At 61.9% G+C, this 24822-nt stretch carries 20 protein-coding genes; 14 read left to right on the forward strand and 6 right to left on the reverse strand.

Annotated elements, in window-relative coordinates:
* Positions 1-6: 6 nt before the first annotated feature.
* From tssK to tagH, 3 genes are read right to left on the reverse strand one after another with little or no spacing between them, the layout of a single operon-like run.
* Positions 7-1341, reverse strand: coding sequence for a type VI secretion system baseplate subunit TssK (gene tssK, locus F6S08_RS00260; RefSeq protein WP_065926728.1), 1335 nt, complete (start codon positions 1339-1341; stop codon positions 7-9).
* A 19-nt stretch (positions 1342-1360) separates the two neighbouring features.
* A complete protein-coding gene (gene tssJ, locus F6S08_RS00265; protein WP_315871138.1) occupies positions 1361-1870 on the reverse strand; it encodes a type VI secretion system lipoprotein TssJ in 510 nt (169 codons plus the stop codon).
* A 57-nt stretch (positions 1871-1927) separates the two neighbouring features.
* Complete coding sequence (tagH, locus tag F6S08_RS00270; RefSeq protein ID WP_315871139.1) at positions 1928-3262, reverse strand: type VI secretion system-associated FHA domain protein TagH; 1335 nt, start codon at positions 3260-3262, stop codon at positions 1928-1930.
* Positions 3263-3655: 393 nt separating this feature from the next.
* On the opposite strand from tagH, the gene tssA reads away from it, so the two are divergent.
* The 12 genes from tssA (at position 3656) to F6S08_RS00335 (ending at position 21228) form a co-directional block, all read left to right on the forward strand.
* Positions 3656-4675, forward strand: coding sequence for a type VI secretion system protein TssA (gene tssA / locus F6S08_RS00275; protein ID WP_315871140.1), 1020 nt, complete (start codon positions 3656-3658; stop codon positions 4673-4675).
* A 54-nt stretch (positions 4676-4729) separates the two neighbouring features.
* Positions 4730-5236 (forward strand): type VI secretion system contractile sheath small subunit, encoded by a 507-nt coding sequence (tssB, locus tag F6S08_RS00280; protein ID WP_065926732.1) that lies wholly within the window; start codon positions 4730-4732, stop codon positions 5234-5236.
* Between the two features lie 2 nt (positions 5237-5238).
* The gene (gene tssC / locus F6S08_RS00285; protein ID WP_065926733.1) at positions 5239-6735 is read left to right on the forward strand and encodes a type VI secretion system contractile sheath large subunit; all 1497 of its coding nucleotides are present in this window, start codon (positions 5239-5241) and stop codon (positions 6733-6735) included.
* Between the two features lie 175 nt (positions 6736-6910).
* Entirely contained in the window at positions 6911-7399 is a 489-nt protein-coding gene (locus F6S08_RS00295; protein WP_015886558.1) for an Hcp family type VI secretion system effector, read from the forward strand.
* 207 nt (positions 7400-7606) lie between these two features.
* Positions 7607-8122 carry a type VI secretion system baseplate subunit TssE gene (gene tssE, locus F6S08_RS00300; protein ID WP_027608263.1) on the forward strand — a complete coding sequence of 172 codons (516 nt, stop codon included), beginning with the start codon at positions 7607-7609 and terminating at the stop codon, positions 8120-8122.
* The gene (tssF, locus tag F6S08_RS00305) at positions 8119-9978 is read left to right on the forward strand and encodes a type VI secretion system baseplate subunit TssF (protein WP_027608262.1); all 1860 of its coding nucleotides are present in this window, start codon (positions 8119-8121) and stop codon (positions 9976-9978) included. Before tssE ends, tssF begins: the two co-directional genes overlap by 4 nt.
* On the forward strand, positions 9942-10985 hold the full coding sequence (gene tssG / locus F6S08_RS00310) for a type VI secretion system baseplate subunit TssG (RefSeq protein ID WP_065926735.1): 1044 nt from the start codon (positions 9942-9944) through the stop codon (positions 10983-10985). The genes tssF and tssG overlap by 37 nt, the downstream gene beginning before the upstream one ends.
* A complete protein-coding gene (tssH, locus tag F6S08_RS00315) occupies positions 10978-13641 on the forward strand; it encodes a type VI secretion system ATPase TssH (RefSeq protein ID WP_065946493.1) in 2664 nt (887 codons plus the stop codon). The genes tssG and tssH overlap by 8 nt, the downstream gene beginning before the upstream one ends.
* Before the next feature lie 97 nt (positions 13642-13738).
* A complete protein-coding gene (locus tag F6S08_RS00320) occupies positions 13739-15679 on the forward strand; it encodes a type VI secretion system Vgr family protein (protein ID WP_065946492.1) in 1941 nt (646 codons plus the stop codon).
* A 15-nt stretch (positions 15680-15694) separates the two neighbouring features.
* Positions 15695-16129 carry a DcrB-related protein gene (locus tag F6S08_RS00325; RefSeq protein ID WP_065946491.1) on the forward strand — a complete coding sequence of 145 codons (435 nt, stop codon included), beginning with the start codon at positions 15695-15697 and terminating at the stop codon, positions 16127-16129.
* A gap of 12 nt (positions 16130-16141) precedes the next feature.
* Positions 16142-20605 (forward strand): RHS repeat-associated core domain-containing protein, encoded by a 4464-nt coding sequence (locus F6S08_RS00330; RefSeq protein ID WP_065926739.1) that lies wholly within the window; start codon positions 16142-16144, stop codon positions 20603-20605.
* A 35-nt stretch (positions 20606-20640) separates the two neighbouring features.
* Complete coding sequence (locus F6S08_RS00335) at positions 20641-21228, forward strand: hypothetical protein (RefSeq protein ID WP_065926740.1); 588 nt, start codon at positions 20641-20643, stop codon at positions 21226-21228.
* A 105-nt stretch (positions 21229-21333) separates the two neighbouring features.
* Here F6S08_RS00335 and F6S08_RS00340 read toward each other — a convergent pair whose 3' ends face one another.
* From F6S08_RS00340 to F6S08_RS00350, 3 genes are all read right to left on the reverse strand, one after another.
* A complete protein-coding gene (locus tag F6S08_RS00340; protein WP_003213368.1) occupies positions 21334-21609 on the reverse strand; it encodes an HU family DNA-binding protein in 276 nt (91 codons plus the stop codon).
* Positions 21610-21800: 191 nt separating this feature from the next.
* Positions 21801-22949: an NAD(P)/FAD-dependent oxidoreductase gene (locus tag F6S08_RS00345; RefSeq protein ID WP_315871141.1), complete on the reverse strand. Its 1149-nt coding sequence runs from the start codon at positions 22947-22949 to the stop codon at positions 21801-21803.
* A 36-nt stretch (positions 22950-22985) separates the two neighbouring features.
* Positions 22986-23153, reverse strand: coding sequence for a rubredoxin (locus F6S08_RS00350; RefSeq protein WP_003176960.1), 168 nt, complete (start codon positions 23151-23153; stop codon positions 22986-22988).
* Positions 23154-23350: 197 nt separating this feature from the next.
* On the opposite strand from F6S08_RS00350, the gene F6S08_RS00355 reads away from it, so the two are divergent.
* A complete protein-coding gene (locus F6S08_RS00355) occupies positions 23351-23914 on the forward strand; it encodes a chorismate--pyruvate lyase family protein (RefSeq protein WP_315871142.1) in 564 nt (187 codons plus the stop codon).
* Positions 23914-24804: a 4-hydroxybenzoate octaprenyltransferase gene (gene ubiA, locus F6S08_RS00360; protein ID WP_065926743.1), complete on the forward strand. Its 891-nt coding sequence runs from the start codon at positions 23914-23916 to the stop codon at positions 24802-24804. Before F6S08_RS00355 ends, ubiA begins: the two co-directional genes overlap by 1 nt.
* Positions 24805-24822: the final 18 nt, after the last annotated feature.

Here is a 24822-nt window from a genome sequence, read left to right on the forward strand (position 1 = left end):
CGCGGATTATCCTCGGATCGCCCAGAAGGCCAGGTTCAAGCCCGGGAACTGCCCGGCGATATGGAAGGCAAAACCACCGGAATTGCCCAGTTGCTGCCAATGCTCGCTGCCACGGTCCAGCTCGTAGTAGGTCGAGCCTGCGTGGTACGGCAGTTGGCGCGGCGCCACCGGCAACGGCAGCAAGGTGATGCCCGGCAGTTGCAGGTTGACCAGGTCGCGGATGTGCTCCACCGAGCCGACCTTGCTCTGCTGGCCGAAGCGCGCACGCAGGGTTTCGCCGGGCACATCGGCACGGACCACGAGGATGAAGCTGGCGCTGTCGAGCAAGGTTTTGTCGGCCAGCATGGCCACGTGGACGCCGTAGGCTTTCTCGACAATCGGGATCGGCGTGGCCTTGCTGTCGATCAGCATCGACAGGGCTTCGCGCAGGGCCGCCATGACTGGGGCGAAGCTCAGGGCCAGGTCGTCGTGCTGGTATTGCGGGTATTCCTGGGGACGACGGCCTGAAGTGGAAAAGGTCGAGAACTCACCGGCCAGGCTGACCAGTGCGCTGAAAAAGCGCTCCGGGTGCAGCGGGCTCAACTGGCTGAAATGCTGGATCAGCGGCTGGGCGCGGTTGACCAGTTGCAGCAGCATGAAGTCGGCGATCTCCGACGCACCGCCTGCCCCCGAGGCAACCACGCGGCCCGCCAGGGCTTCGCCGCGCTGGTGCAACAGGCCCAGCAGTTCGCTGCGAAACGCGCTCAATGGCTTGCTCGCGGCCACGTCCAGCACGGGCGGGATGTAGCTGTCGTCGAGGACCAGCGCACGGTCGGCGCGTTTTTCCTTGATGCGCACCAGGCCCACGGCGGCGTAGTCACTGATGCCGTCCTGGGCGGTCAGCAAGCGCAGGGCCCGGGAACCCACGGCCACCGGCGCGCGGTTTTCGAACGGCGCATTGTCATCGCGCACTTCGCGCACCTGGCTCACGTAGCGCGCGGCTTCCAGGGCTTCGCCTTCATCCACGGTGTCGCGGGCACCCGCACGCTTGAGTGGCAAGGCCAGGTAGACCAGGCCATCGCGCAGATTGTCGTCGATATTCAGCGGGCTGGGCGCCAGGTCATCCTGGGGAATGTTGAACGGCGTGCCGTCGGGCAACAGGCCGCGCGCCGAGACGATGGCCAGCTTGCCCTGGGCCAGCAGGCCCTGGTCGATCAGCAATTCGGAAAACCCCCAGGCGCCGGCGGACAACGGGCGGCTGCGGGCGTCGATCAGGTTTTCCAGGTAACGGTCATGCTGCTGGAAGTGCTGCGTTCCGATGAACATGCCTTCCGACCAGACCACGCGATTGTTCCAGGACATGGGGAGCTCCGATTGCTTCTTATTGGGCAGGGCTGGATGGGGTGACCACGACGTCGGCGCGCACGGCACGCACATCGAGGCTGATCTGATATTCGGTGTATTGGCGCGCCGGTACGTTGATCACCGTGCGCCATTGCGCGCGGTCCAACTCGCGATAACCCACCAGCAAGCCGATCTGGCGCGTGGAGGGGTCGAGGTCGCGCTGGATGCTCAGTTGCTGGCCGGGTTGCACCATGACTTCGTCCTGGTCCAGCAGGTCCAGGCCGAGGGTCGATTGCGCACGGTCGGCCAGGGCGAAGTAATCGGAGCGGGCGAAGGTGGCGGCGTTCTTCAGTTCGAAAATGCGCACCCGCACCGGCGCGGCCTGGCCGTTGGCGCCGGGGTTAAGCCCGGCAATCGCGTGGAAGTGCAGCTCGACGGCGGCGGTGTTCACTTCAGCCTCAGCAGCCTTTTCGGGTTTGACCGCATCCTTGCTACACGCGGTCAGCAGCAGCGCGGTGGCGACTGCGAGTAAAAACCTGGGAATCATCCTGCGTCCTCAATGACGTACTTAGCTATCCGTTAATCCGTAGGTTGCGGCGCGGTTTTACCGACGCTGTCGCGCGCTGTGTTCTTCGTAGGCCCGGCTGAATTCACGGCCGAACAGGTCCTGGAAATCTTCCTGGGCCTCGCGGGAAATATTGCTGTAGAGCTCGGTGAACTGCTGCCAGTACTGGGCCTGGCGCGAGCCGGCGAACAGGTTCGACAGCCCGCCGGGCTTGCCCATGCGCTCTTCCAGTTGCGCCGGTTCAAAGCGCGTGAGCAAGTGCTTGATCGCTGCTTCCACCCCGGCCATCACCGCCAGTTGGTGGGCGCGCAGGTCATCAAAACTGTCGCGCACGGCAATGTCCGGCGCCATAAACGCCTGGTTGCCGTGGCGAAGCAAAAGCAGTAAAGCTTCGTCGGCATTCGGTGCGAATTTCAACGGATTGTTTTCGGCAGGCTGGATCATGGTCTGCTGCATGCGGAACTCGCCCTTGAGGCTGGCGCGGGCACGCAATACGTCGATCAGGCCTTCGACCATCAGGCGGTAGCTGCGGCCGATGTTTTCCATCTGCGCCTCCGCCTGGGCCTTGTCCAGGCGCAACTGGTCCAGGCCGGCACCGCGCAGGAAGGCTTGCAAGAGATCGGGCGGCTGGGTGGCGGCCACGGGGAGCACTGGCTCGACCACGGGTGGCGGCTGGATGATCGGTGTGGGTGGCGGTGGCGGAGGTGGCGGCGCACTGGCCGACGGCGCCGGCGTGTCGCCAAACAGGTCCCAGTCTTCGGGAATCACCGAGCCCGAGACCACAGGCGTCTCGATCACGGGTACCGCCACCGGGGTCGGCGGGCGGAAGTCGTGTTGTTCGCTGGGAACATGGTCGGCCACGGTGGGCGGCGGCACGGCGGTGGGGCTGAGGAAGTCGAACAGGTCCGGCAGCGTGTCCATCGACGAAGCGCCCTGGAATTGCGGGGCAATCACCGGCGTCGGCGCGGGCTTGTTCGCCACGGCGCCCATCAGGGCCTCAAAGCTGTTCGGCGAATCACCGGCGAATGGCTGGCTGTCGATGGCCTGCACGTTGAAGTCGATCCGCGCCTGGATCTCGTAATCGCCGATGCGGATCAACTCGCCATCCTGCAACAGCTCGCTGTTACCCCTGCGCAAACGGATGCCGGCGTTAACCAACTCCACACCGTTTGTACTGTTATCGGTTAAATAATAACGACCATCTTTGTATTGAATAACGCAGTGCTGCGAAGACACCAGGCGCTCGGGATCAGGCAATACCCAGTCATTATCCGAGCTGCGGCCGATAGCCATCGAGCCCTGGTTCATGGACTTTTCCGAGCATTGCCCGGGGGTAATCTTGTGATAACTAGTGATAGTCAAACACAGCGACATCTTGCCTCCTTGCTGATACTTCGCGCGCAGTCGACCCCAGGGACAGCGACGCCCGGGAGATCCCCATCAGGTCGTGCAATCGACCGTTCAAAACCTGCTGATGCCAGCATGATCGCTGATCTTAACTGGGCTCCATGACAAAAATCCTATGCCGGTGCGTCGTTCGACCCACCAGTCGCGCAGGTTGTTAAGCACCGCACATCTGTCACAGAGGGCGAATAGCTTACCTTGACAAGGCATAAGTACTACACCAAAAATGCACAACTTCTTGAATACCAGTGATGGCACATTAGTGGCATCTTCTTATATGACCAAGAAAACATGCAAAGTTCCTTGCGCAACTAATGCATGCATTGCCCGCCATGTAACGGGCTGATAGGGAGATCAATTTCAGTGGATGTGCCGTTGCTGCTCACCGCCGTTTCCGCGACTTCGCCCTGTGGCGAAGACATGGAATATGACGCGGATTTTCTCCAGCTGGAGCGTGATGCCAAGGGCCAACCCGAGCGCAGCATGGGCGATTCGATCCTGCCCGCCGAGCCGCCGGAATGGCGCAGCATCCAGCAGCAGAGCCTCGACTTGCTGCAGCGCAGCAAAGACCTGCGCATCACCCATTTCCTGTTGCAAAGCTCCCTCGCCCTCCAGGGTGCGGCCGGGCTGGCTGAAGTCCTTACGTTGATCAATGCGCTGCTGCGCGAATACTGGGCCGACCTGCACCCGCGCCTGGATGCCGACGACGATAACGACCCCACCGTACGCATCAACGCCCTCTCCGGCCTGACCAGCGACGCAACCATTCGTCTGCTGCGCGAGAGCATTCTCACGCGCTCGCGCACCTTCGGTCCGGTGAGCCTGCGCGCCGCGTTGAATGCCAGCGGCCTGATGAGTTTCCCCGACGAACAGCTCGGCGCCCAGCAGCTCAACGCCGCGTTCCTCGACAGCGACCCCGAACACCTGCAAGCCACCCGCGACGCCTTGAGCGCCGCACGCGCCGCCTGCGAAGCCATCGAGCAGCAGGTCAGCGACCAGGTGGGTTCCGCCCAAGGCGTGGACCTCAGCCTGTTGAAGCAACCGCTCAAGCAGGCGCTGCAGGTGCTTAACCAGTTTGTTCCGAACGGCGCTGCCAGCAGCGAGCCCGAGGCCGTCAGTGACGACAATGCCCCCTCGGTGGACTTCGCCGCTGCCCCCGCCGCACCTCGCCCCAGCGGCGACATCAGCAACCGTGATGACGTGCTGCGCAGCCTCGACAAGATCCTTGCGTATTACACCCGGCACGAGCCTTCGAGCCCGTTGCCTGTGTTGCTGAACCGGGCCAAGCACCTTGTGCACGCCGACTTCGCGGCCATCGTGCGCAATCTGATTCCCGATGGGATATCCCAATTTGAAAACCTGCGCGGCCCGGACGGCGAGTAAGCCGCTCGACTGCGCAGTAACAACACCGTCGCTCAAGCGACCAGGAGCAGCAACGTGGCGAAGCAAAGTTCTCAGAAATTCATCGCGCGCAACCGCGCGCCTCGAGTGCAGATCGAGTACGACGTCGAGCTCTACGGCGCCGAGAAAAAGGTCCAGCTGCCCTTCGTGATGGGTGTGATGGCCGACCTCGCCGGCAAGCCTGCCGAGCCTCTTCTGCCTGTGGCCGACCGCAAGTTCCTTGAAGTGGACGTCGACAACTTCGACTCGCGCCTCAAGGCCATGCAGCCGCGCGTGGCGTTCCACGTACCCAACGAGCTGACCGGCGAAGGCAACCTGAGCCTGGACATCACCTTCGAAAGCATGGACGACTTCAGCCCGGCCGCCGTGGCCCGCAAGGTCGACTCGCTCAAGCAACTGCTCGAAGCCCGCACCCAGCTGGCCAACCTGCTGACCTACATGGACGGCAAGACTGGCGCTGAAGAAATCATCATGAAGGCGATCAAGGACCCGGCACTGCTCCAGGCACTTGCCAGTGCGCCTAAGCCTGCAGGGGACCAGTAATAATGACTGACAATACCGCCCGCGAAGGCGCCCAGAGCCTGGGTGCAACCGAGGAAACCAGCGAGTTCGCATCCTTGCTGATGCAGGAATTCAAGCCCAAGACCGAGCGTGCCCGCGAAGCCGTGGAAACCGCCGTGCGCACCCTGGCCGAACAGGCCCTGGCGCAAACCGACCTGGTGTCCAACGACGCGATCAAATCGATCGAATCGATCATCGCCGCCATCGACGCCAAGCTCACCGCCCAGGTCAACCAGATCATCCACCACCAGGATTTCCAGCAGCTGGAAAGCGCCTGGCGTGGCCTGCACTACCTGGTCAATAACACCGAGAGCGATGAGCAGCTGAAGATTCGCGTGCTCAACATCTCCAAGCCGGACCTGCACAAGACCCTGAAGAAATTCAAGGGCACCGCGTGGGACCAGAGCCCGCTCTTCAAGAAGATGTACGAAGAAGAGTACGGCCAGTTCGGCGGCGAACCGTACGGCTGCCTGGTAGGCGACTACTACTTCGACCAGTCGCCACCGGACGTGGAACTGCTGGGCGAGCTGTCGAAAGTCTGCGCCGCCATGCACGCCCCGTTCATTGCTGCGGCATCGCCGACCGTGATGGGCATGGGCTCGTGGCAGGAACTGTCGAACCCGCGCGACCTGACCAAGATCTTCACCACCCCGGAATACGCCGGCTGGCGCTCGCTGCGTGAATCGGAAGACTCGCGCTACATCGGCCTGACCATGCCGCGCTTCCTGGCGCGCCTGCCGTATGGCGCCAAGACCGACCCGGTGGAAGCCTTCGCCTTCGAAGAAAACACCGACGGCGCCGACAGCTCCAAGTACACCTGGGCCAACGCCGCCTACGCGATGGCGGTGAACATCAACCGCTCGTTCAAGCACTACGGCTGGTGCTCGCGCATCCGTGGCGTGGAGTCCGGCGGTGAAGTGGAAAACCTGCCGGCCCACACGTTCCCTACCGATGACGGTGGCGTGGACATGAAGTGCCCGACCGAAATCGCCATCAGCGACCGCCGTGAAGCGGAACTGGCGAAGAACGGTTTCATGCCGCTGCTGCACAAGAAAAACACTGACTTCGCCGCGTTCATCGGCGCCCAGTCGCTGCAGAAACCGGCCGAATACGACGACCCCGACGCCACCGCCAACGCCAACCTGGCCGCGCGCCTGCCGTACCTTTTCGCCACTTGCCGTTTCGCGCACTACTTGAAGTGCATCGTGCGCGACAAGATCGGTTCCTTCAAAGAGAAGGACGAGATGCAGCGCTGGTTGCAGGACTGGATCCTCAACTACGTCGACGGTGACCCGGCGCACTCCACCGAGACCACCAAGGCCCAGCACCCGCTGGCCGCCGCCGAGGTGATCGTGGAAGACGTCGAGGGCAACCCGGGGTACTACAACTCCAAGTTCTACCTGCGCCCGCACTACCAGCTCGAAGGGCTGACCGTGTCGTTGCGCCTGGTATCGAAGCTGCCTTCGGCGAAAAGCGCGTAAAAAATCGGGACTGGCTCGCTCCCTGTAGGAGCGAGCTTGCTCGCGAAAAACTTGAAGGCGCTGCGTTCATCCAGAATGCCCGCGTCACCGTTGACGACCTTCGCGAGCAAGCTCGCTCCTACAGGGGTCGGCGGCGTTAACAAATACAGTGGCTGAGGCCACACAGGGAGAAAACATGGCTGTTGATATTTTCATCAAGATCGGCGACATCAAGGGCGAGTCCATGGACAAGGCCCACAAGGACGAAATCGACGTGCTGAACTGGAGCTGGGGCATGGCCCAGTCCGGTAACATGCACGTTGGCGGTGGCGGCGGTGCGGGCAAGGTGAACATCCAGGACCTGTCGCTGACCAAGTACGTCGACAAGGCCTCGCCGAACCTGATGATGCACTGCGCCAGCGGCAAGCACATCGACAAGGTCAAGCTGACCGTGCGCAAGGCCGGTGGCGAAAGCCAGGTCGAGTACATGGTGATCAATCTGGAAGAAGTGCTGGTAACGTCCCTGAGCACCGGCGGCTCGGGCGGCGATGACCGCCTGACTGAAAACGTCACCTTGAACTTCGCCCAAGTGATGGTCGACTACCAGCCGCAGAAAGCCGACGGCACCAAAGACGGCGGCGCGATCAAGTTTGGCTGGAACATCCGTTCCAACACCAAGCGCTGATACGCCTACCTCGCTCCGCCGTAGCAGCTGCCGAGCGAAGCGAGGCTGCGTTCGAGGACGAAGTCCTCGCACACCAGGCACTGAGGTTTACCTGATGAAACTCAGTGCCTGCTCTACGACTGCTTCGCAGTCGGACGCAGCCTTGCTTCGCTCGGCAGCTGCTACGGCGGGTCTTTCATTTTCGATATTGTCCGTGGAGCTGCTTTGGTGGTAACTGAAATCGCTTCCCGCGACCGTCTGCAACCGTCCCTGCTGGACCGGTTGACCGACGACGACCCAACCAATCCCAAGGAAAGCGCCGATAAACGCGTGCTGTCCCTGACCCAACTGAAAGCCTCGGTGCTGCGCGACCTGGCGTGGCTGCTCAATACCACGTCGTTGCTCGATGCCGATGCCACGCTGCACACACAGGCAGGCACCTCGGTGGTCAATTACGGCCTGCCGGCGCTGGCGGGCAACAGCGTTTCCAGCGTCGACATCAAGGCCCTGGAAGCCCTGATCTACCAGGCGATTGCCACCTTTGAACCGCGCATCCTGCGCCATACACTGCGGGTGAAGGCCCGCGTCGGCCATGGCGAGATGAATCACAACGCCCTGAGTTTCGAGATCGAAGGCGACCTGTGGGCGCAGCCGGTGCCCTTGCGCCTGTTGCTGCAAACCGACCTCGACCTGGAATCCGGCCATGTGCGCGTAGTGAATGCCGACCAGCGGAGACGCCCATGAACCCGCGCCTGCTGGAGCTGTACAACCAGGAACTGCACCACGTGCGTGAAAGCGCGGCGGAGTTCGCCAAGGAATACCCGAAGATCGCCAGTCGGCTGACCTTGTCCGGTATGGACTGCGCCGACCCGTACGTCGAACGCCTGCTTGAGGGCTTTGCCTACCTCACTGCCCGCGTACAGCTCAAACTCGACGCCGAGTACCCGACCTTCACCCACAACCTGCTGGAAATCGCCTACCCGCACTACCTGGCGCCGACGCCGTCGATGACCGTGGTGCAATTGCACACTGACCCCGATGAAGGCTCCCTGGCCAGCGGCTTTCCGCTGCCGCGCGACACCGTGTTGCGCGCCGCCCTGGGCCGCGAAACCCAGACCTGCTGCGAGTACCGCACCGCGCATCCGGTGACGTTGTGGCCGTTGCAGGTCAGCAGCGCCGAGTACTTCGGCAACCCCGCCGCCGTACTCGGGCGCCTGGCCGCCAGCGAGCCGAAAGCCAAGGCCGGCTTGCGCCTGACCCTGCGCACCGGCGCCGAATTGCCGTTCAACAGCCTCGACCTGGACAACCTGCCGCTGTACCTCAGCGGTGCCGACGAGCAACCGTTCCGCCTTTATGAACAACTGCTGGGCAATGCCTGCGCAGTGTTTGCACGCAAGCCCGGTGGCGATTGGGTCGAGCGCCTGCCCCAGGACGCGCTGCGCTCGCGGGGTTTCGACGACGCCGATGCGGCCATGCCGGTCGTCGCGCGCGCATTCCAGGGCTATCGCCTGTTGCAGGAATACTTCGCCCTGCCCCACCGCTTCCTGTTCGTCGAATTCGCCGAGCTGAGCCGCGCGGTCAAGCGTTGCGACGGCCAGGAGCTGGAACTGATCGTGCTGTTCGACCGTCACGAGCCAAGCCTGGAAGGCAGCGTCGGCGCGGCGCAGTTCCTGCCGTTCTGCACCCCGGCGATCAACCTGTTCCCGAAACGCGTGGACCGCATCCACTTGTCCGACCGAGTCAACGAGCACCACGTGATCGCCGACCGCACACGGCCGATGGATTTCGAGATTCATTCGTTGAGCGGCATCACCGGCCACGGCACCGGGCCAGAGCAGCCCTTTTTACCGTTCTATGCGGTCCGCGATCCATCCCGTTATGGCCGCGACCAGGCGTACTACACCGTGCGCCGCGAGCCACGGGTGTTGTCCAGCGACCAGCGCCGCAACGGCCCGCGCTCCACCTATGTGGGCAGCGAAACCTTTGTCAGCCTGGTCGACAGCCGCCAGGCGCCGTATCGCCACGACCTGCGCCAACTCGGCGTGACCGCGCTGTGCACCAACCGCGACCTGCCGTTGTTCATGAGCGTGGGCAACGGCAAGACCGACTTCACCCTGGCCGACAGCGCGCCGGTGTTATCCGTGCGTTGCGTCGCCGGGCCAAGCCGTCCACGCGCCAGCCATGCCCATGACGCCAAGGCCTGGCGCCTGATCAGCCAGTTGTCGCTCAACTATTTGTCCCTGAGCGAGCAAGGCCAGGGCGCGGCGGCGTTGCGCGAACTGCTGCGCCTGTATGGCGACAGCAACGACGCGGCGCTGCAATTGCAGATCGAAGGCTTGCGCGACGTCAGCAGCAAGGCCGTCACCCGGCGCCTGCCGATGCCCGGCCCGATTGTGTTTGGTCGCGGCCTGGAAATTACCTTGGAGTTCGATGAAAACGCGTTTCGCGGCACCGGCGTGTTCCTGCTCGGTGCGGTGCTGGAACGCTTCCTGGCACGCTACGTGTCGATCAACAGTTTTACCGAGACGGTGATCCGTACCACCGAACGCGGCGAGATCATGCGATGGAAAGCCAAGCCCGGGCGTCGTCCGACCCTGTGAGTACGTTGGATGCGATGCATCAGGAGCCCTGGGAATACGATTTCTTCCAGGCGTTGCGGCGTATCGAGTGCGAATCGCCCGAGCTGCCGCGCCTGGGCCATTCCCTGCGCCTGGCGGATGACCCGTTGCGCCTGGGGCAACAGGCCGATTGCACCTTCGCCCCGGCCACCCTGGCCTCGGTCGATCCCGGCGGCGACGGCAAACCGGCACGGCTGGAACAGTTCTTCTTCGGCCTGGGTGGCCCCAACGGCCCGTTGCCGCTGCATATCACCGAGTACGTACGCGAGCGTCAGCGCAACAACGCCGACAGCACCAGCAAGCAGTTCCTGGACGTCTTCCACCACCGCCTGCTGAGCCTGTTTTACCGAGCCTGGGCCGAGGCGCGGCCGACGGTCAGCCACGACCGCCCGGACGATGACTACTGGTCCGCACGCCTCGCGGCCTTGAGTGGCCGGGGCATGCCGAGCCTGCTTAACCAGGGGTTGATCCCCGACACGGCAAAGCTGCACTACAGCGGCCACCTGTCGGCACAAACCCGCTACCCGGACGGTTTGAAGGCGATCCTCGGCGAGTATTTCGGCCTGCCGGTGGAGATCGAAGAATACGTCGGCCAATGGCTGGAACTGCCCGAGCGCAGCCGCGTAGGCGTGAGCGCCAACCAGCTGGGGGTGGACTTCTGCCTGGGCAGCCACGTGTGGGACCGCCAGCATAAATTCCGCATCCGCCTGGGCCCGCTCAAGTTGGACGACTACATGGGCATGCTGCCCGGCAGCCAGCCGTTCAACGAGCTGGTGGCGTGGGTGGCCGAGTACCTGGGCCATGAATTGGACTGGGACTTGAACCTGATTCTGCAACAACCCGAAGTACCGGCGCTGCAACTCAATGGCCAGTTCCGCCTGGGCTTCAACACCTGGCTCGGCTGCCCTGCGGTTGATGCCAACGACCTAATCCTGGCCCGGCATTACGCCGATCAAGCCACCACCTCAAGGAATCCAGAGCATGGGTGAAATCAGTCGCGCCGCACTGTTCGGCAAACTCAACAGCGTGGCCTACAAGGCCATCGAAGCCGCCACCGTGTTCTGCAAGCTGCGGGGCAACCCGTACGTGGAACTGGCCCACTGGTTCCACCAGTTGCTGCAACTGCAGGACTCGGACCTGCACCGCATCATCCGCCAGTTCAACGTCGAGCCGGCGCGCCTGGCCCGAGACCTCACCGAAGCCCTGGACCGCCTGCCGCGTGGCTCGACGTCGATCACCGACTTGTCGTCCCACGTGGAAGAGGCGGTGGAACGCGGCTGGGTGTACGGCAGCCTGATGTTCGGCGAAAGCCAGGTGCGCACCGGCTACCTGGTGCTGGGCATCCTCAAGACGCCAAGCCTGCGCCATGCGCTGCTGGGCTTGTCCTCGGAGTTCGACAAGATCAAGGCCGAAGCCCTGAGCGAGCGTTTTGACGAATACGTCGGTGATTCGCCGGAAAACGCCCTGACTGCCAGCGACGGTTTCAATGCCGGCGCCGTGCCGGGCGAGGCCAGCGGCGCCATGGCACCGAGTGCGATGGGCAAGCAGGAGGCGCTCAAGCGCTTCACCGTTGACCTCACCGAACAAGCGCGCAGCGGCAAGCTCGATCCGATCGTGGGCCGTGACGAAGAGATCCGCCAACTGGTGGACATCCTCATGCGCCGCCGCCAGAACAACCCGATCCTCACCGGTGAGGCCGGTGTGGGCAAGACCGCTGTGGTCGAAGGTTTTGCCCTGCGCATCGTCGCCGGTGACGTGCCGCCCGCCTTGAAAGACGTGGAACTGCGCAGCCTCGACGTCGGCCTGCTGCAAGCCGGCGCGAGCATGAAAGGCGAGTTCGAACAGCGTCTGCGCCAGGTCATCGAAGACGTCCAGGCCTCGCCCAAACCGATCATTCTGTTTATCGACGAAGCCCACACCCTGGTAGGTGCCGGTGGCGCCGCCGGGACCGGTGATGCGGCCAACCTGCTCAAACCCGCCCTGGCCCGTGGCACCCTGCGCACCGTGGCCGCGACTACCTGGGCCGAGTACAAAAAACACATCGAGAAAGACCCGGCCCTGACCCGCCGCTTCCAGGTGGTACAAGTGGCCGAGCCATCGGAAGACAAGGCGCTGCTGATGATGCGGGGCGTGGCCTCGACCATGGAGAAACACCACCAGGTGCAGATCCTCGACGAAGCCCTGGAAGCCTCGGTGAAGCTGTCCCATCGCTATATCCCGGCGCGCCAGTTGCCGGACAAATCCGTGAGCCTGCTGGACACCGCCTGCGCCCGCGTCGCCATCAGCCTGCACGCGGTGCCGGCCGAAGTGGACGACAGTCGCCGCCGCATCGAAGCCCTGGAAACCGAGCTGCAAATCATCGCCCGCGAGCATGCCATCGGCATTGCCATTGGTGCGCGCCAGAGCAACAGCGAAGCCCTGTTAAGCGCCGAGCGTGAGCGCCTGGCGACCCTGGAAAGCCGCTGGGCCGAAGAGAAAACCCTGGTGGATGAGCTGCTCGCCACCCGTGCAACCCTGCGCGAAAAGGCCGGCGTCGTGGACAGCGGCAACGATGAATTGCGTGCGCAACTGGTCGACCTGCAACAGCGCCTCACCGCGCTGCAAGGCGAAACCCCGTTGATCCTGCCGACCGTGGATTACCAGGCCGTGGCCTCGGTGGTCGCCGACTGGACCGGTATCCCGGTGGGCCGCATGGCCCGCAACGAACTGGAAACCGTGCTCAACCTCGACCAGCACCTGAAAAAACGCATCATCGGCCAGGACCACGCCCTGCAGATGATCGCCAAGCGCATCCAGACCTCCCGCGCCGGCCTCGACAACCCGAGCAAGCCGATTGGCGTGTTCATGCTGGCCGGCACCTCCGGCGTGGGCAAGACCGAAACCGCCCTGGCCCTGGCCGAAGCCATGTATGGCGGTGAGCAGAATGTAATCACCATCAACATGAGCGAGTTCCAGGAAGCCCACACGGTGTCCACCCTCAAGGGCGCGCCTCCGGGCTATATCGGCTACGGCGAAGGCGGCGTGCTGACCGAAGCGGTGCGGCGCAAGCCCTACAGCGTGGTGCTGCTGGACGAGGTGGAAAAAGCCCACCCGGACGTGCATGAGATCTTCTTCCAGGTGTTCGACAAGGGCGTGATGGAAGACGGCGAAGGCCGGGTGATCGACTTCAAGAACACCCTGATCCTGCTGACCACCAACGCCGGTACCGAGCTGATTTCCCAGGTCTGCAAGGACCCGGCGAACATCCCCGAACCGGAAGAAATCGCCAAGGCCCTGCGCCAGCCGCTGCTGGAGATCTTCCCGCCCGCCTTGCTCGGCCGCCTGGTGACGATCCCGTACTACCCGCTGAGCGACGAGATGCTCAAGGCGATCACCCGCCTGCAACTCAACCGCATCAAGAAGCGCGTGGAGACGACCCACAAGGTCGCCTTCGACTACGACGACGCGGTGGTCGACCTGATCGTCTCGCGCTGCACCGAGACCGAAAGCGGCGGGCGCATGATCGACACCATCCTCACCAACAGCCTGCTGCCGGACATGAGCCGTGAATTCCTCACGCGCATGCTCGAAGGCAAGGCATTGGCGGGTGTGCGCATCAGCAGCCGGGATAACGAGCTGCATTACGACTTCAGCGACGCCGAATAACGACTGTTGGAATGCAATGCAAATGTGGGAGGGGGCTTGCCCCCTCCCATATTTCGAACCGGTTCCGTCAGTTATTTAGTCATTTACAGGTTAACCGATGCTATTCAACCAAGCCTCACGCCTGGCCAAGATCACCAGCCCTCTCGGGCCGGATGTGCTGCTGCTCAATGAAATGGGCGGCGGCGAAGAGCTGGGCCGCCTGTTCAACTATGAACTGCAACTGACGTCCCTGGACGCCAACATCGACCTCAACCAGTTGCTCGGCAAGCCCATGAGCGTGGGCGTGCAACTGGCGGACGGCGGCGAGCGGCACTTCCACGGCATCGTCGCGCGCTGCAGCCAGAACATAGACCAGGGCCAGTTCGCCAGTTACCAGGTGACGCTGCGCCCGTGGTTCTGGCTGCTGACTCGCACCTCGGACTGCCGGATTTTCCAGAACCTGAGCATCCCGCAGATCATCAAGCAGGTGTTCCGCGACCTGGGGTTTTCCGACTTCGAAGACGCCCTGAGCCGGCCGTACCGCGAGTGGGAATACTGCGTGCAGTACCGCGAGACCAGCTTCGATTTCGTCAGCCGCCTGATGGAACAGGAAGGCATCTACTACTTCTTCCGCCATGAACAGGACCGCCATGTGCTGGTGCTGGCCGACGCCTATGGCGCCCACACCACGGTGCCGGGCTATGCGTCGATCCCGTATTACCCCAAGGACGAGCAGCAGCGCGAACGCGACCACATGCACAACTGGCACCTGGCGCAGGAGGTTCAGCCCGGCTCGCTGGAGCTCAACGACTACGACTTCCAGCGCCCCAGCGCCAGCATCGACGTGCGCTCGGCCATGCCGCGCCCGCATACCGCCGGCGACTACCCGCTGTACGACTACCCCGGCACCTACGTGCAAAGCGCCGACGGCGAACACTACGCGCGCACCCGCATCGAAGCCCTGCAAACCCTGCATGAACAGGTCGAGTTCGCCGGCAATGCCCGTGGCCTGGGTTCCGGCCACCTGTTCAGCCTCACCGGCTTCAGCCGCCAGGACCAGAACCGCGAATACCTGATCGTCGGCTGCCGCTACTACATCGTCCAGGAAAGCCTGGAAAGCGGCGGCGGTTCGGGTTCGGCGCAGTTCGAAAGCAGCCTGACCTGCATCGACGCCCAGCAAAGCTTCCGCCCGCTGGCCACCACCCACCGCCCCATCGTCAAAGGCCCGCAGACGGCATTGGTGGTTGGCCCCAAAGGCGAGGAAATCTGGACCGACCAGTACGGCCGCGTGAAGGTGCACTTCTACTGGGACCGCCACGACCAATCCAACGAAAACAGCTCGTGCTGGATCCGCGTGTCGCAGTCCTGGGCCGGCAAGAACTGGGGCTCGATGCAGATTCCACGGATCGGCCAGGAAGTGATTGTCAGCTTTCTCGAAGGTGATCCGGACCGCCCGATCATCACCGGGCGGGTGTACAACGCCGAGCAGACCGTGCCCTACGACCTGCCGGAGAACGCGACCCAGAGCGGCATGAAGAGTCGCTCGAGCAAGGGCGGCACGCCGGCCAATTTCAATGAAATCCGCATGGAGGACAAGAAGGGGTTGGAGCAGTTGTATATCCATGCAGAGCGTAACCAGGACATTGTTGTCGAGGTGGACGAGAGTCATTCCGTCGGGCACGACCGCAATAAAAGTATCGGCCATAACGAGACGGTGACCATCGGCAACAACCGCCTGCGCATCGTCAAGCAGGAAGACATCCTCTCGGTGGGCCAGAGAAAGACCGACAGCATCAGCCAGAGCTACGTCATCGAAGTGGGCGAAAACCTGCGCCTGGTCTGCGGTGAAAGCATCCTGGAGCTCAACGCCAGTGGGCAGATCAACCTGACCGGCGTGCAAATCAGCTTCTACGCCAGCGGCGATGCCGAGTTCAATACCGGCGGCGTGCTGCACCTGAACAACGGCGGCGGCCCTGGCGCCACGCCCGACGGCCAGGGCCAGAAAGGCGCCATCGACGCCAATATCAAAGCCGCCTTCCCCGCGCCTAAAAGCTCCTGACGAGACCCGTTTGCCATGACGTACCGAATCAACGAATTCCAGTTTCAATTGCCCGCCAGTGAGTTGCAGGACGCGACGATCAATATCCTCAAGTTCCCGGAGTTGGGCACATCCCTGATCGTCAGCCGCAGCCTGTTGGCCGACGGCGAAACCCTGCACAGCAACTTCAACGACCAGCTCCAGCGCCTGGAAAAACAGGTGCAGGATTTGCGCTATCAACCGGGTGTGGACGTGCGTTTGGGCGCCGCGCAGGAGGTGGAAGGCATCGAGCTGCGCAGCCAATTCAACAAGGGCAATGACAAGGTGTTCCAGTACCAGCTGGCCTTGGTGATACCGGGCACGCGCAAGATGCTCGCGTTGAGTTATGTGAAGGCGGACACGCTGGGGGATGCCGAGGCGGCGCACTGGGCCTTGATCAAAAACTCGCTGTCGTTCGACGCTATTTCCTGATGAGTTGCTTGTATGTCTGACGCGTTATGGGCGGCCCGGATGGGCGATGCGCTCTCCCACACTTCGATGATGGCCGACATCCTCGGCGGTGTGCTGGAGGTGGCGGCCAATATTGCGATCACCGCCGTGGCGACTGCGGCGGTGGTTGCCGCCACCGGGATTACCGTGGCCACCGGCGGGCTGGGTTGCTTCCTGCTGGGCGCCGTGGTGGGCACGATTGTCGGCCTGGCCATGAGCAAGACCGGGGCGGACAAAGGCTTATCGAATTTATGCGAGAGCTTCAGCAACGCCCTGTTCCCGCCTACGGTACAGGCGAACATTCTCACCGGTTCCACCAATACCCTGACCAACAGTATTCCGGCCGCTCGCGCCGCTGGCGCGATCAGTTCTCACGTCGCACCCGCCGGCACTGAGCTGGAAGAACCCGCGCCCGAGCCGGAAGCCAGCTACCTGGACATGGCCGAGAGTTTCTTCTCGCAGATGTGGCGCCCCACGGTTGCCACACCTGCGCCCGGCGCCGAACCCAAGCCGCTGGATTTGGTCACGTGCATGAAGCACCCGCCGATGCCGCCGCAGTTTCTGGCCGAGGGTTCGGAAAAAGTCACCATCAATGGCCAGCCGGCAGTGCGCAGCGGTGACCGCAGCACCTGCGATGCAACGGTGGTGTCGTCGGGGCTGATTTCCTCCAACGTGACCATTGGCGGCGGTTCGGTGGTGGTGCGCGAGATCCGCAGCGGCAAGACGCCGGGCGTCGGGCTGGCGGTGACAGCGTTGTTGATGCTCAAGGGCGGCAAGGGCAAGTTCTTCAGCAAGCTGCCGTGCATGTTGATCGGCGGCGCGACCTCGATGGCCGTGAGCAGCGCGATGGGGGCTATGGCCAATGCGGCCATGGGCTCGTCGAACCCGGTGCATGCGGCCACCGGCGCCAAGGTGCTGGGCGGCGATGATGAGCTGGATTTCGTACTGCCCGGCATCCTGCCGATTGATTGGCAACGCTTCTACAACAGCCGCGACGAACGCTCGGGCAGCCTGTTCGGCGCAGGCTGGAGCCTGCCGTATGAAGTGTGCGTCGACATCCAGCCTCACCCCGACGGCGGCGAAACGCTGGTCTACACCGATGAACAGGGCCGGCCTATCGACATGGGCAGTATTCCCCTGGGCGGCGCGGTGTTCAGCGCCGGTGAAGGGCTGGCCGTGCGCCGACACCTCAATGGGCAGTTGCTGATCGAAAGCGATGACGGGCTGTATCGCTTATTTGAGCCTTCCGCCAACCCGGCGTTGCTGCGCCTCAGCCAGCTCGGCGACCGCAACGACAACCGCATCCATGTTGATTACGACGAAGCCGGGCGGCTGATCCGGCTGCGCGATACGTTCGACCTGGTGCAAGTGGAGTTGATCCGCGATCAAGGCCACGTGGTGCGGCTCGAACGACTGTACCCCGATCAGCGTCGCGAAGTACTCGTAAGCTATGGCTACGACGCTATCGGCAACCTGGCTGAGGTCCGCGATGCCACTGGCCAGGTACAGCGACGCTTCAGCTATGATGCCGGCCAGCGCATGGTCGAGCACCAGTTGCCGACCGGTCTGCGCTGTTTCTACGAATGGGCCTTGGTTGAAGACGTGGAATGGCGCGTGGTCCGGCACTGGACCGACGAAGGCGACGCCTACCAGTTCGACTATGACTTGCAGGCCGGTATCACGCGGATTACCGACGGCTTGCAACGCGTCAGTACTCGCCACTGGAACACCCAGCACCAGATCGTTCGCTACTGCGACAACCTCGGGCAAACCTGGCTGTTCGAGTGGAACGACGAGCGCCAATTGCTCAGCGCCACCGATCCACTGGGCGGGCGCTATACGTACAGCTACGACGACGCCGGCAACCTGATCGGCGAGACCGACCCGCTGGGCCGCAGTGACTCGACCTTGTGGCTTGAGCATTGGGCACTGCCGCTGGTGGAGACCGACGCCGCCGACAATAGCTGGGCGTATCGCTACGATCAGCGCGGCAACTGCATCGCCGAAACCGACCCGCTGGGCTACGTCACCCGCTACCGTTATGACGATCACGGCCAGGTCGTGGAGATCATCGACGCCACCGGCAAAAGCAAGAAGCTGCGCTGGAATCCGTTTGGGCAGTTGGTCGAGCATATCGATTGTTCGGGTTACCCGACGCGTTTCAGTTACGACGAGCGCGGTTATTTGCAGGTCATTACCGACCCGCTAGGGGAACGAACAACCTTCACATACGACACGACGGGCAGGATGCTCAGCCAGCAGTTGCCAGATGGTCGCATCGAGTATTTTCAACGCAACGCCTGCGGACAATTGACGGTCCATACCGACCCGTCAGGCCACTCGACTCATTATCAGTACAACCCTCGCGGGCGCATTCGCCAGCGCACGGATGCGCACGGCCGCAAAGTGCAATTCAGCTATGACAGCTACGCACGGCTGCAAGCACTGACCAATGAGAATGGCGAATGTTATCGTTTCACGTGGAATGCCAATGATCGCCTGGTCGAGCAGCGCGACCTAGATGGCAGCGCCCATCACTATGACTACGATGCATTGAACAGCATCACCAGCGTCACTGCTTTACCAGCTCACGACAGCAATGCGCCAGGTATCCCTGAACAGCCTATTGTTCACTATTTGGAGCGTGATGCTGCCGGGCGCCTGGTTGTCAAAATCACCGACGATGGCCGCACGGATTATTTATACGATCTCCTGGATCAATTGATCGCAATCACATTCAAGGACGCCCAGGGCAACGAACAAAAATTGAGTTATCGCTATGACGCCCTCGGCCAGCCACTTGAAGAGCAAAGCTCGGCCGGCAGTTTGAAACATCGCTATGACGAATTGGGCAATCTGACCCAGACCCAATTACCCGATGGTCGCTGGATCAACCGTCTGTACTACGGCAGCGGTCATTTGCACCAGATCAACCTCGATGGCCAAGTCATCAGTGACTTCGAGCGTGACCGCCTGCATCGTGAAGTACTTCGCACACAAGGTCAGATCAGCACCCGCACTGAATATGATCGAGGCGGGCGGTTGCGCGCTCGTGTACGGTATCCAAGTACCCTGCCGCGACCACTGACGGGAATGAGCCCGACATACTTCGACTTTGATCCCAGCGACAACCTGATCGCCCGCCACGAACAAAAAGCAGGAATTGCACACCAACAGTCGTTTCACTACGACGCCACTGATCGCATCATTGCCAGCCAGAATCCAATACATGGGACGCAGGAAAGCTTTGCTTATGACGCAGCGGCCAACCTTCTGGATGGTCCCCTGCCGGGTGTAGGCCTGGTGGTACATAACAAATTAATGACCTACCAAGACAAGCGTTACCGGTATGACAGTTTCGGTCGGCTGGTTGAAAAACGTAGTGCTCGTCGCGCCGTTCAACTATTCAAGTACGACGCTGAAAGCAGAGTGGTCGAAATACGAAATCAGCACGCCGCCAATGAAACCGTCATCACAATGACCTACGACCCTTTAGGTCGTCGGATTACAAAAACCGAACAAAACAGCAACGGTAATACGCTTGGTACCACTCGTTTTGTCTGGGACGGGTTGCAACTGATACAAGAGCATCGTAATAACCAGACCAGCCTTTATCTTTATGAAGATGGGAGCTATGAAGCGCTGGCACGTGTTGATGGCCTGGGCCCACTGCAAAGAATCAGGTACTACCACAACGACCCTAACGGACTGCCGCACGAATTGACGGACCACGATGGGCACCGTGTATGGCAGGCCAGTTATTACGCTTGGGGTAATACCGCCGAGGAAACCAGAGAATCTTCTTACATCGAAGAGCAGAACTTGAGGTTTCAGGGGCAATACTTGGACCGGGAAACCGGTTTGCACTACAACACGTTCAGGTTTTACGACCCCGATATAGGTCGGTTTATCACACCGGACCCCATAGGACTCGCCGGTGGCTTGAACCTCTATCAGTACGGGCCTAATCCGATGGGCTGGTGTGATGCGTGGGGGCTGGCAGGCAGTCCAACCACAGCGACTCATATCACCTACCTGGGCGTCGACAAAGCGACCGGCAAACCTTATGTGGGTTATGCCAGCATGCAAGGCAAGCAGGTAGGTTCAGACGTGTTGAACTATCGCTACGGGTCAAATTTCGATCGCTTTGGCGGCCAGGCACCTCAAGTCCTGCATACCGCCTATGGACAGGATGGCAAGGACACCACACGAGGGCTGGAACAACGAGTGTATGAAGGTTTGGGAGGAAAAGATGGAACCGCCAACGCACAAAATCCGGTCGGCAAAGGAAATGGCCGAAGGAAAGAATACCTAGCTGCGGCGGATAAACATTTGTCTCAGACTGACTCAGGCAAAGCACTGGATAAACGCATAAAAGCCGCGAATAAAACCAAGGGCAAAGCCCCTGCCAAAGTCGCCGGCAAAAGCAGGGGTGCGCGAGCAGGCCGCTGCTCGTGAATATCATCAATGACTATTGAAAATGGAGTGAGCCCATGGCCAAGCGCATCCTCTGGAAGGAAGGCGATCTAGTCAGCCTCAAATTGCGAGATGACTTATACACCGTAGGCCAGATGATCAAAAACTCCGTCATGCGCTTCTACGATGTGAGAAGTGTGGACGGCGCCTGGACCGAGCTTGCGCTGGACAACAGTATGATCCTGTTCAGTGGTTTTGTCGGCAAGGTGGTGACCCAGAGATTGGCAACGGAAAAACTAATTTCCGTCACACCATTTAGCCTTTCGGATCATGAGCGTTATTGGCTCAGGCCCCACGTCAGCTTTGAGGGCGGCTTTCCGTTTCGAGATGCTGATCTTGTTGACCTCGGCATCGGCTGCGATGCTGACTACAGCCTGGTACCTGCACTAAAGGAAGATCTGCAACTTTCTGACAGTCGCGACATTATCGAAAAGTATGAGTTGACCAACATGTGGGGAGACGAGGACCTCACCGACAGACTGTGTCGCTACTTCGATACCGGTGTTAACCGGGATGATTTGAAATTTGAAGTCTTTCCGGGACTCTGGAACGATCGTGAAAGCCTCAGGCCTTTGACCCGACGACTGCCTTTGCCGTTGAGATAAACAAGCAGTGTTTAGGTGATTTGAAGCATTAAAAAATGGGCACCCAACCCAGTCGGCGTGCCCATTCTTCTTACCGCCCCGCCTCCCTTCGAGACGGTACCGCAATTACGGGTTGACGCTGTCTTTGAGCGACTTGCCCGGCTTGAACGCAACGGTGTTGCTCGCCTTGATCTTCACAGGCTCACCGGTTTGCGGGTTTTTGCCGGTGCGGGCGCCACGGTGGCGTTGCAGGAAGGTGCCGAAGCCCACCAGGGTGACGCTGTCCTTGCGGTGCAGGGCGCCGGTGATTTCTTCGAGAACGGCGTTGAGGACGCGGTTGGCCTGTTCTTTGGTGAGATCCGCTTTTTCAGCGATGGCGGCTGCGAGTTCTGGTTTACGCATATGTGAAGCCTCTTTGACGGTTTTTTGTTGTTATGTCCGTGCTGCTCGTCTGTGGAGCAGCGCCCAAAGCGCCGCAGGCTCTACTCTGCGGCAGACGGGAGTGAGGATGGCATGCCCTCGCACGCTCCGCCAGTCTCGCGGCGACCTTTCTCGGGGGAAAAACGTGCTTATTCCGACAGAACGACCGGTATTTACGCCAGCAACGGCGGAAGTTCTTTGTTAAGGGCAAGTTTTTCCATCACGGCGTTGCCGGTCAGCGCGTAACCCAGCAGACGACCGTTGGCGTCGCGGCACAGGGCCTTGATGTCGGCACCCTGGCCTTCGACGCTCCACACCCCTTCGGTGCCCCGTGGCGGCGGGGATACCACCAGCGGGCAGACCGGGGTTTTCACGGTGACCGGCATCGGACCGTAGCTGACGGCCGTGGCGTTACCGGCCAGGGTCTGGGCCAGGGCACGGGCGCAGCTCATCAGCGGCATGACGTACAGCAGGTTGAGGCCATCAACCTCGGCGCAGTCGCCCAGGGCGTAGATATTGGCGTGGGAGGTCTTGAGGTGGCGATCCACCATGACCCCACGGTTGGTCTGCAGGCCGGCCGCCGCAGCCAGGTCGACACGCGGACGCAGGCCGATGGCCGAGACCACCAGATCGCAGTGCACCACTTCACCGTCCGACAGATGCGCTTCCAGGCCGTCAGCGCTGCGTTGCAGGCGGTTGAGCACCGGGCCCAGGTGGAAACGCGCCCCCACCCCTTCCAGGCCAGCCTGTACCGCTGCGGCCGCCGCCGGGTGCAGCAGGGTCGGCATGACTTGCTCGCACGGCGCCACCAGGTCGATTTCATAACCGCCGAGGATCAGGTCGTTGGCGAATTCACAGCCGATCAGGCCGGCGCCGAGCAGCAGCACGCGGCGCTTGCCGGCAGCGGCGGCGCGAAAGCGGGCGTAATCTTCGAGGTCGTTGATCGGAAAAACCAGCTCAGCGGCGTCGCCTTCAACCGGTACCCGCACGGTCTCCGCGCCCCAGGCCAGGACCAGATCACGATAGACCACCGCTTCTTCACCGATCCACAGGCGCTTGTGGCCGGGGTCGATGCCGCTGACGCGGGTGTGGGTGCGCACTTCGGCCTTGAGTTGCTCGGCCATGGCGCCGGGTTCGGCCATGCTCAGGCCATCGGCTTCCTTGTTCTTGCCAAAGCCGGTGGAGAGCATGGGCTTGGAGTAGGAGCGCCCGTCATCCGCGGTGATCAGCAGCAATGGGGTCTCGCTGTCGAGCTTGCGAAATTCCCGGGCCACGTTGTAACCGGCCAATCCTGTGCCGATGATCACGACAGGTGCGTTCATTCCTTTCTCCTTGTAGTACGTTTCTTAAATTTGGGATTAAGCGATTTCGATCATTTCGAAATCCATCTTGCCCACGCCGCAGTCCGGGCACAGCCAGTCTTCGGGTACGTCCTGCCACAGGGTGCCCGGAGCGATACCATCATCCGGCCAGCCGTCTTTTTCGTCATAGATCAGGCCGCAGACTACACATTGCCACTTCTTCATTTACTTGCTTCCTCAGGGTCCAGGCAGGTTGGCCGGCGGTCGATGGATCCAGCGTTGCCGCGCGGCTCAGGGCGTTTTGTACTGATCGGGGCCGACAGATGCAAGCTCGATCGACACAAGGCGCCGGGCCGGGCCGGCAAAAGATCAGGACGCCATGGTAAGCTCGCCGCCTCTTTTGCCGCCAATACTGACGCACCGTGCCGCACTCAATCGCCCTTCCCGATGCTTGCCAATGGTTGACCCAGAGCCTCCTGAGCCCTGCGCCCGCGCCCTTGACCCTGAACTGGCTGTTCGACGAAGGCTCGCTGACCCGCCGGTTGACGTGGCTGTCCCACGATGGCTTCAGCGTGACCCCGCTGTTCGAAGGCTGGCAGCCGCTGCGCGATGATGAATGCGCGGCGCTGTACATGCCCCCGGCCAGTATCGGTTGGGTGCGCGAAGTGTATTTGCGCGGGCATGGCCAACCGTGGGTGTTTGCCCGCAGTGTGGCCGCGCGCAGTGCATTGCAGGGCGACGGCTTGCATATGGATGAATTGGGCAGCCGTTCCTTGGGCGAATTGCTGTTTTGCGACCGCGCGTTCACCCGCCAGGCCATCGAGGTGTGCCATTACCCTCGCCAATGGTTGCCCACCACGGACCAGGCCGACGGGCTGTGGGCGCGCCGCTCACGCTTCGATCGCGGGCCGCTGAGCGTGCTGGTGGCGGAAGTCTTCCTGCCGGCTTTCTGGCACGCGCTGCATGACCATCCGGAGAACTGCTGATGTATCAACGTCTGCTCAAATCCTTGAACCGCCTGCACCCCCGGGCCTGGGATTTCATTCAGTTGACCCGCATGGACAAGCCCATCGGCATCTACCTGCTGCTGTGGCCGACGCTGTGGGCGCTGTGGATCGCCGGCAAGGGCTCGCCGTCCCTGGCCAATATCGTGATTTTTGTGCTGGGCGTTACGCTGACTCGCGCTGCCGGTTGCGTCATCAATGACTGGGCGGACCGCAAGGTCGACGGCCATGTGAAGCGCACCGCGCAACGCCCGCTGGCCAGCGGCAGGATCCGTTCGAAAGAGGCCCTGGTGTTCTTTGCGGTACTGATGCTGATCAGCTTCCTGCTGGTACTGCTGACCAACGCCACCACCATCTGGTTATCGCTGGGCGGCCTGGCACTGGCGGTCAGCTACCCGTTCATGAAGCGCTACACCTATTACCCCCAGGTGGTGTTGGGCGCGGCGTTTTCCTGGGGCATGCCGATGGCGTTCACCGCCGAAACCGGCCACCTGCCCGCTACCGCCTGGCTGCTCTATATAGCCAACCTGTTGTGGACAGTGGCCTACGACACCTATTACGCGATGACCGACCGCGACGACGACTTGAAGATCGGCGTCAAATCCACTGCCATTCTGTTCGGCGATGCCGACCGGGTGATCATCCTGACCCTGCAAGGCCTGGCGCTGCTGTGCCTGTTGCTGGCCGGCGCACGGTTTGAGCTGGGGAGTTGGTTCCACCTGGGGCTGCTGGCGGCGGCAGGCTGCTTTGCCTGGGAGTTCTGGTACACCCGCGACCGGGACCGGATGAAATGCTTCAAGGCGTTTTTGCACAACCACTGGGCCGGGTTGGCGATTTTTGTCGGGATTGTGGCGGATTACGCGTTTCGCTGAGGTTTTTGCAGTGCCTGG

Origin of the sequence: Pseudomonas sp. JV449 (genome assembly GCF_032424295.1) — a bacterium.
Classification (GTDB): Bacteria; Pseudomonadota; Gammaproteobacteria; order Pseudomonadales; family Pseudomonadaceae; genus Aquipseudomonas; species Aquipseudomonas marginalis.

Coding starts and splice junctions, on each gene's coding strand:
- tssK (WP_065926728.1), bottom strand. CDS start 1,341: ATGTCCTGGAACAATCGCGTGGTCTGGTCGGAAGGCATGTTCATCGGA.
- tssJ (WP_315871138.1), bottom strand. CDS start 1,870: ATGATTCCCAGGTTTTTACTCGCAGTCGCCACCGCGCTGCTGCTGACC.
- tagH (WP_315871139.1), bottom strand. CDS start 3,262: ATGTCGCTGTGTTTGACTATCACTAGTTATCACAAGATTACCCCCGGG.
- tssC (WP_065926733.1), top strand. CDS start 5,239: ATGACTGACAATACCGCCCGCGAAGGCGCCCAGAGCCTGGGTGCAACC.
- F6S08_RS00295 (WP_015886558.1), top strand. CDS start 6,911: ATGGCTGTTGATATTTTCATCAAGATCGGCGACATCAAGGGCGAGTCC.
- tssF (WP_027608262.1), top strand. CDS start 8,119: ATGAACCCGCGCCTGCTGGAGCTGTACAACCAGGAACTGCACCACGTG.
- tssG (WP_065926735.1), top strand. CDS start 9,942: ATGGAAAGCCAAGCCCGGGCGTCGTCCGACCCTGTGAGTACGTTGGAT.
- tssH (WP_065946493.1), top strand. CDS start 10,978: ATGGGTGAAATCAGTCGCGCCGCACTGTTCGGCAAACTCAACAGCGTG.
- F6S08_RS00320 (WP_065946492.1), top strand. CDS start 13,739: ATGCTATTCAACCAAGCCTCACGCCTGGCCAAGATCACCAGCCCTCTC.
- F6S08_RS00325 (WP_065946491.1), top strand. CDS start 15,695: ATGACGTACCGAATCAACGAATTCCAGTTTCAATTGCCCGCCAGTGAG.
- F6S08_RS00330 (WP_065926739.1), top strand. CDS start 16,142: ATGTCTGACGCGTTATGGGCGGCCCGGATGGGCGATGCGCTCTCCCAC.
- F6S08_RS00335 (WP_065926740.1), top strand. CDS start 20,641: ATGGCCAAGCGCATCCTCTGGAAGGAAGGCGATCTAGTCAGCCTCAAA.
- F6S08_RS00340 (WP_003213368.1), bottom strand. CDS start 21,609: ATGCGTAAACCAGAACTCGCAGCCGCCATCGCTGAAAAAGCGGATCTC.
- F6S08_RS00345 (WP_315871141.1), bottom strand. CDS start 22,949: ATGAACGCACCTGTCGTGATCATCGGCACAGGATTGGCCGGTTACAAC.
- F6S08_RS00350 (WP_003176960.1), bottom strand. CDS start 23,153: ATGAAGAAGTGGCAATGTGTAGTCTGCGGCCTGATCTATGACGAAAAA.
- ubiA (WP_065926743.1), top strand. CDS start 23,914: ATGTATCAACGTCTGCTCAAATCCTTGAACCGCCTGCACCCCCGGGCC.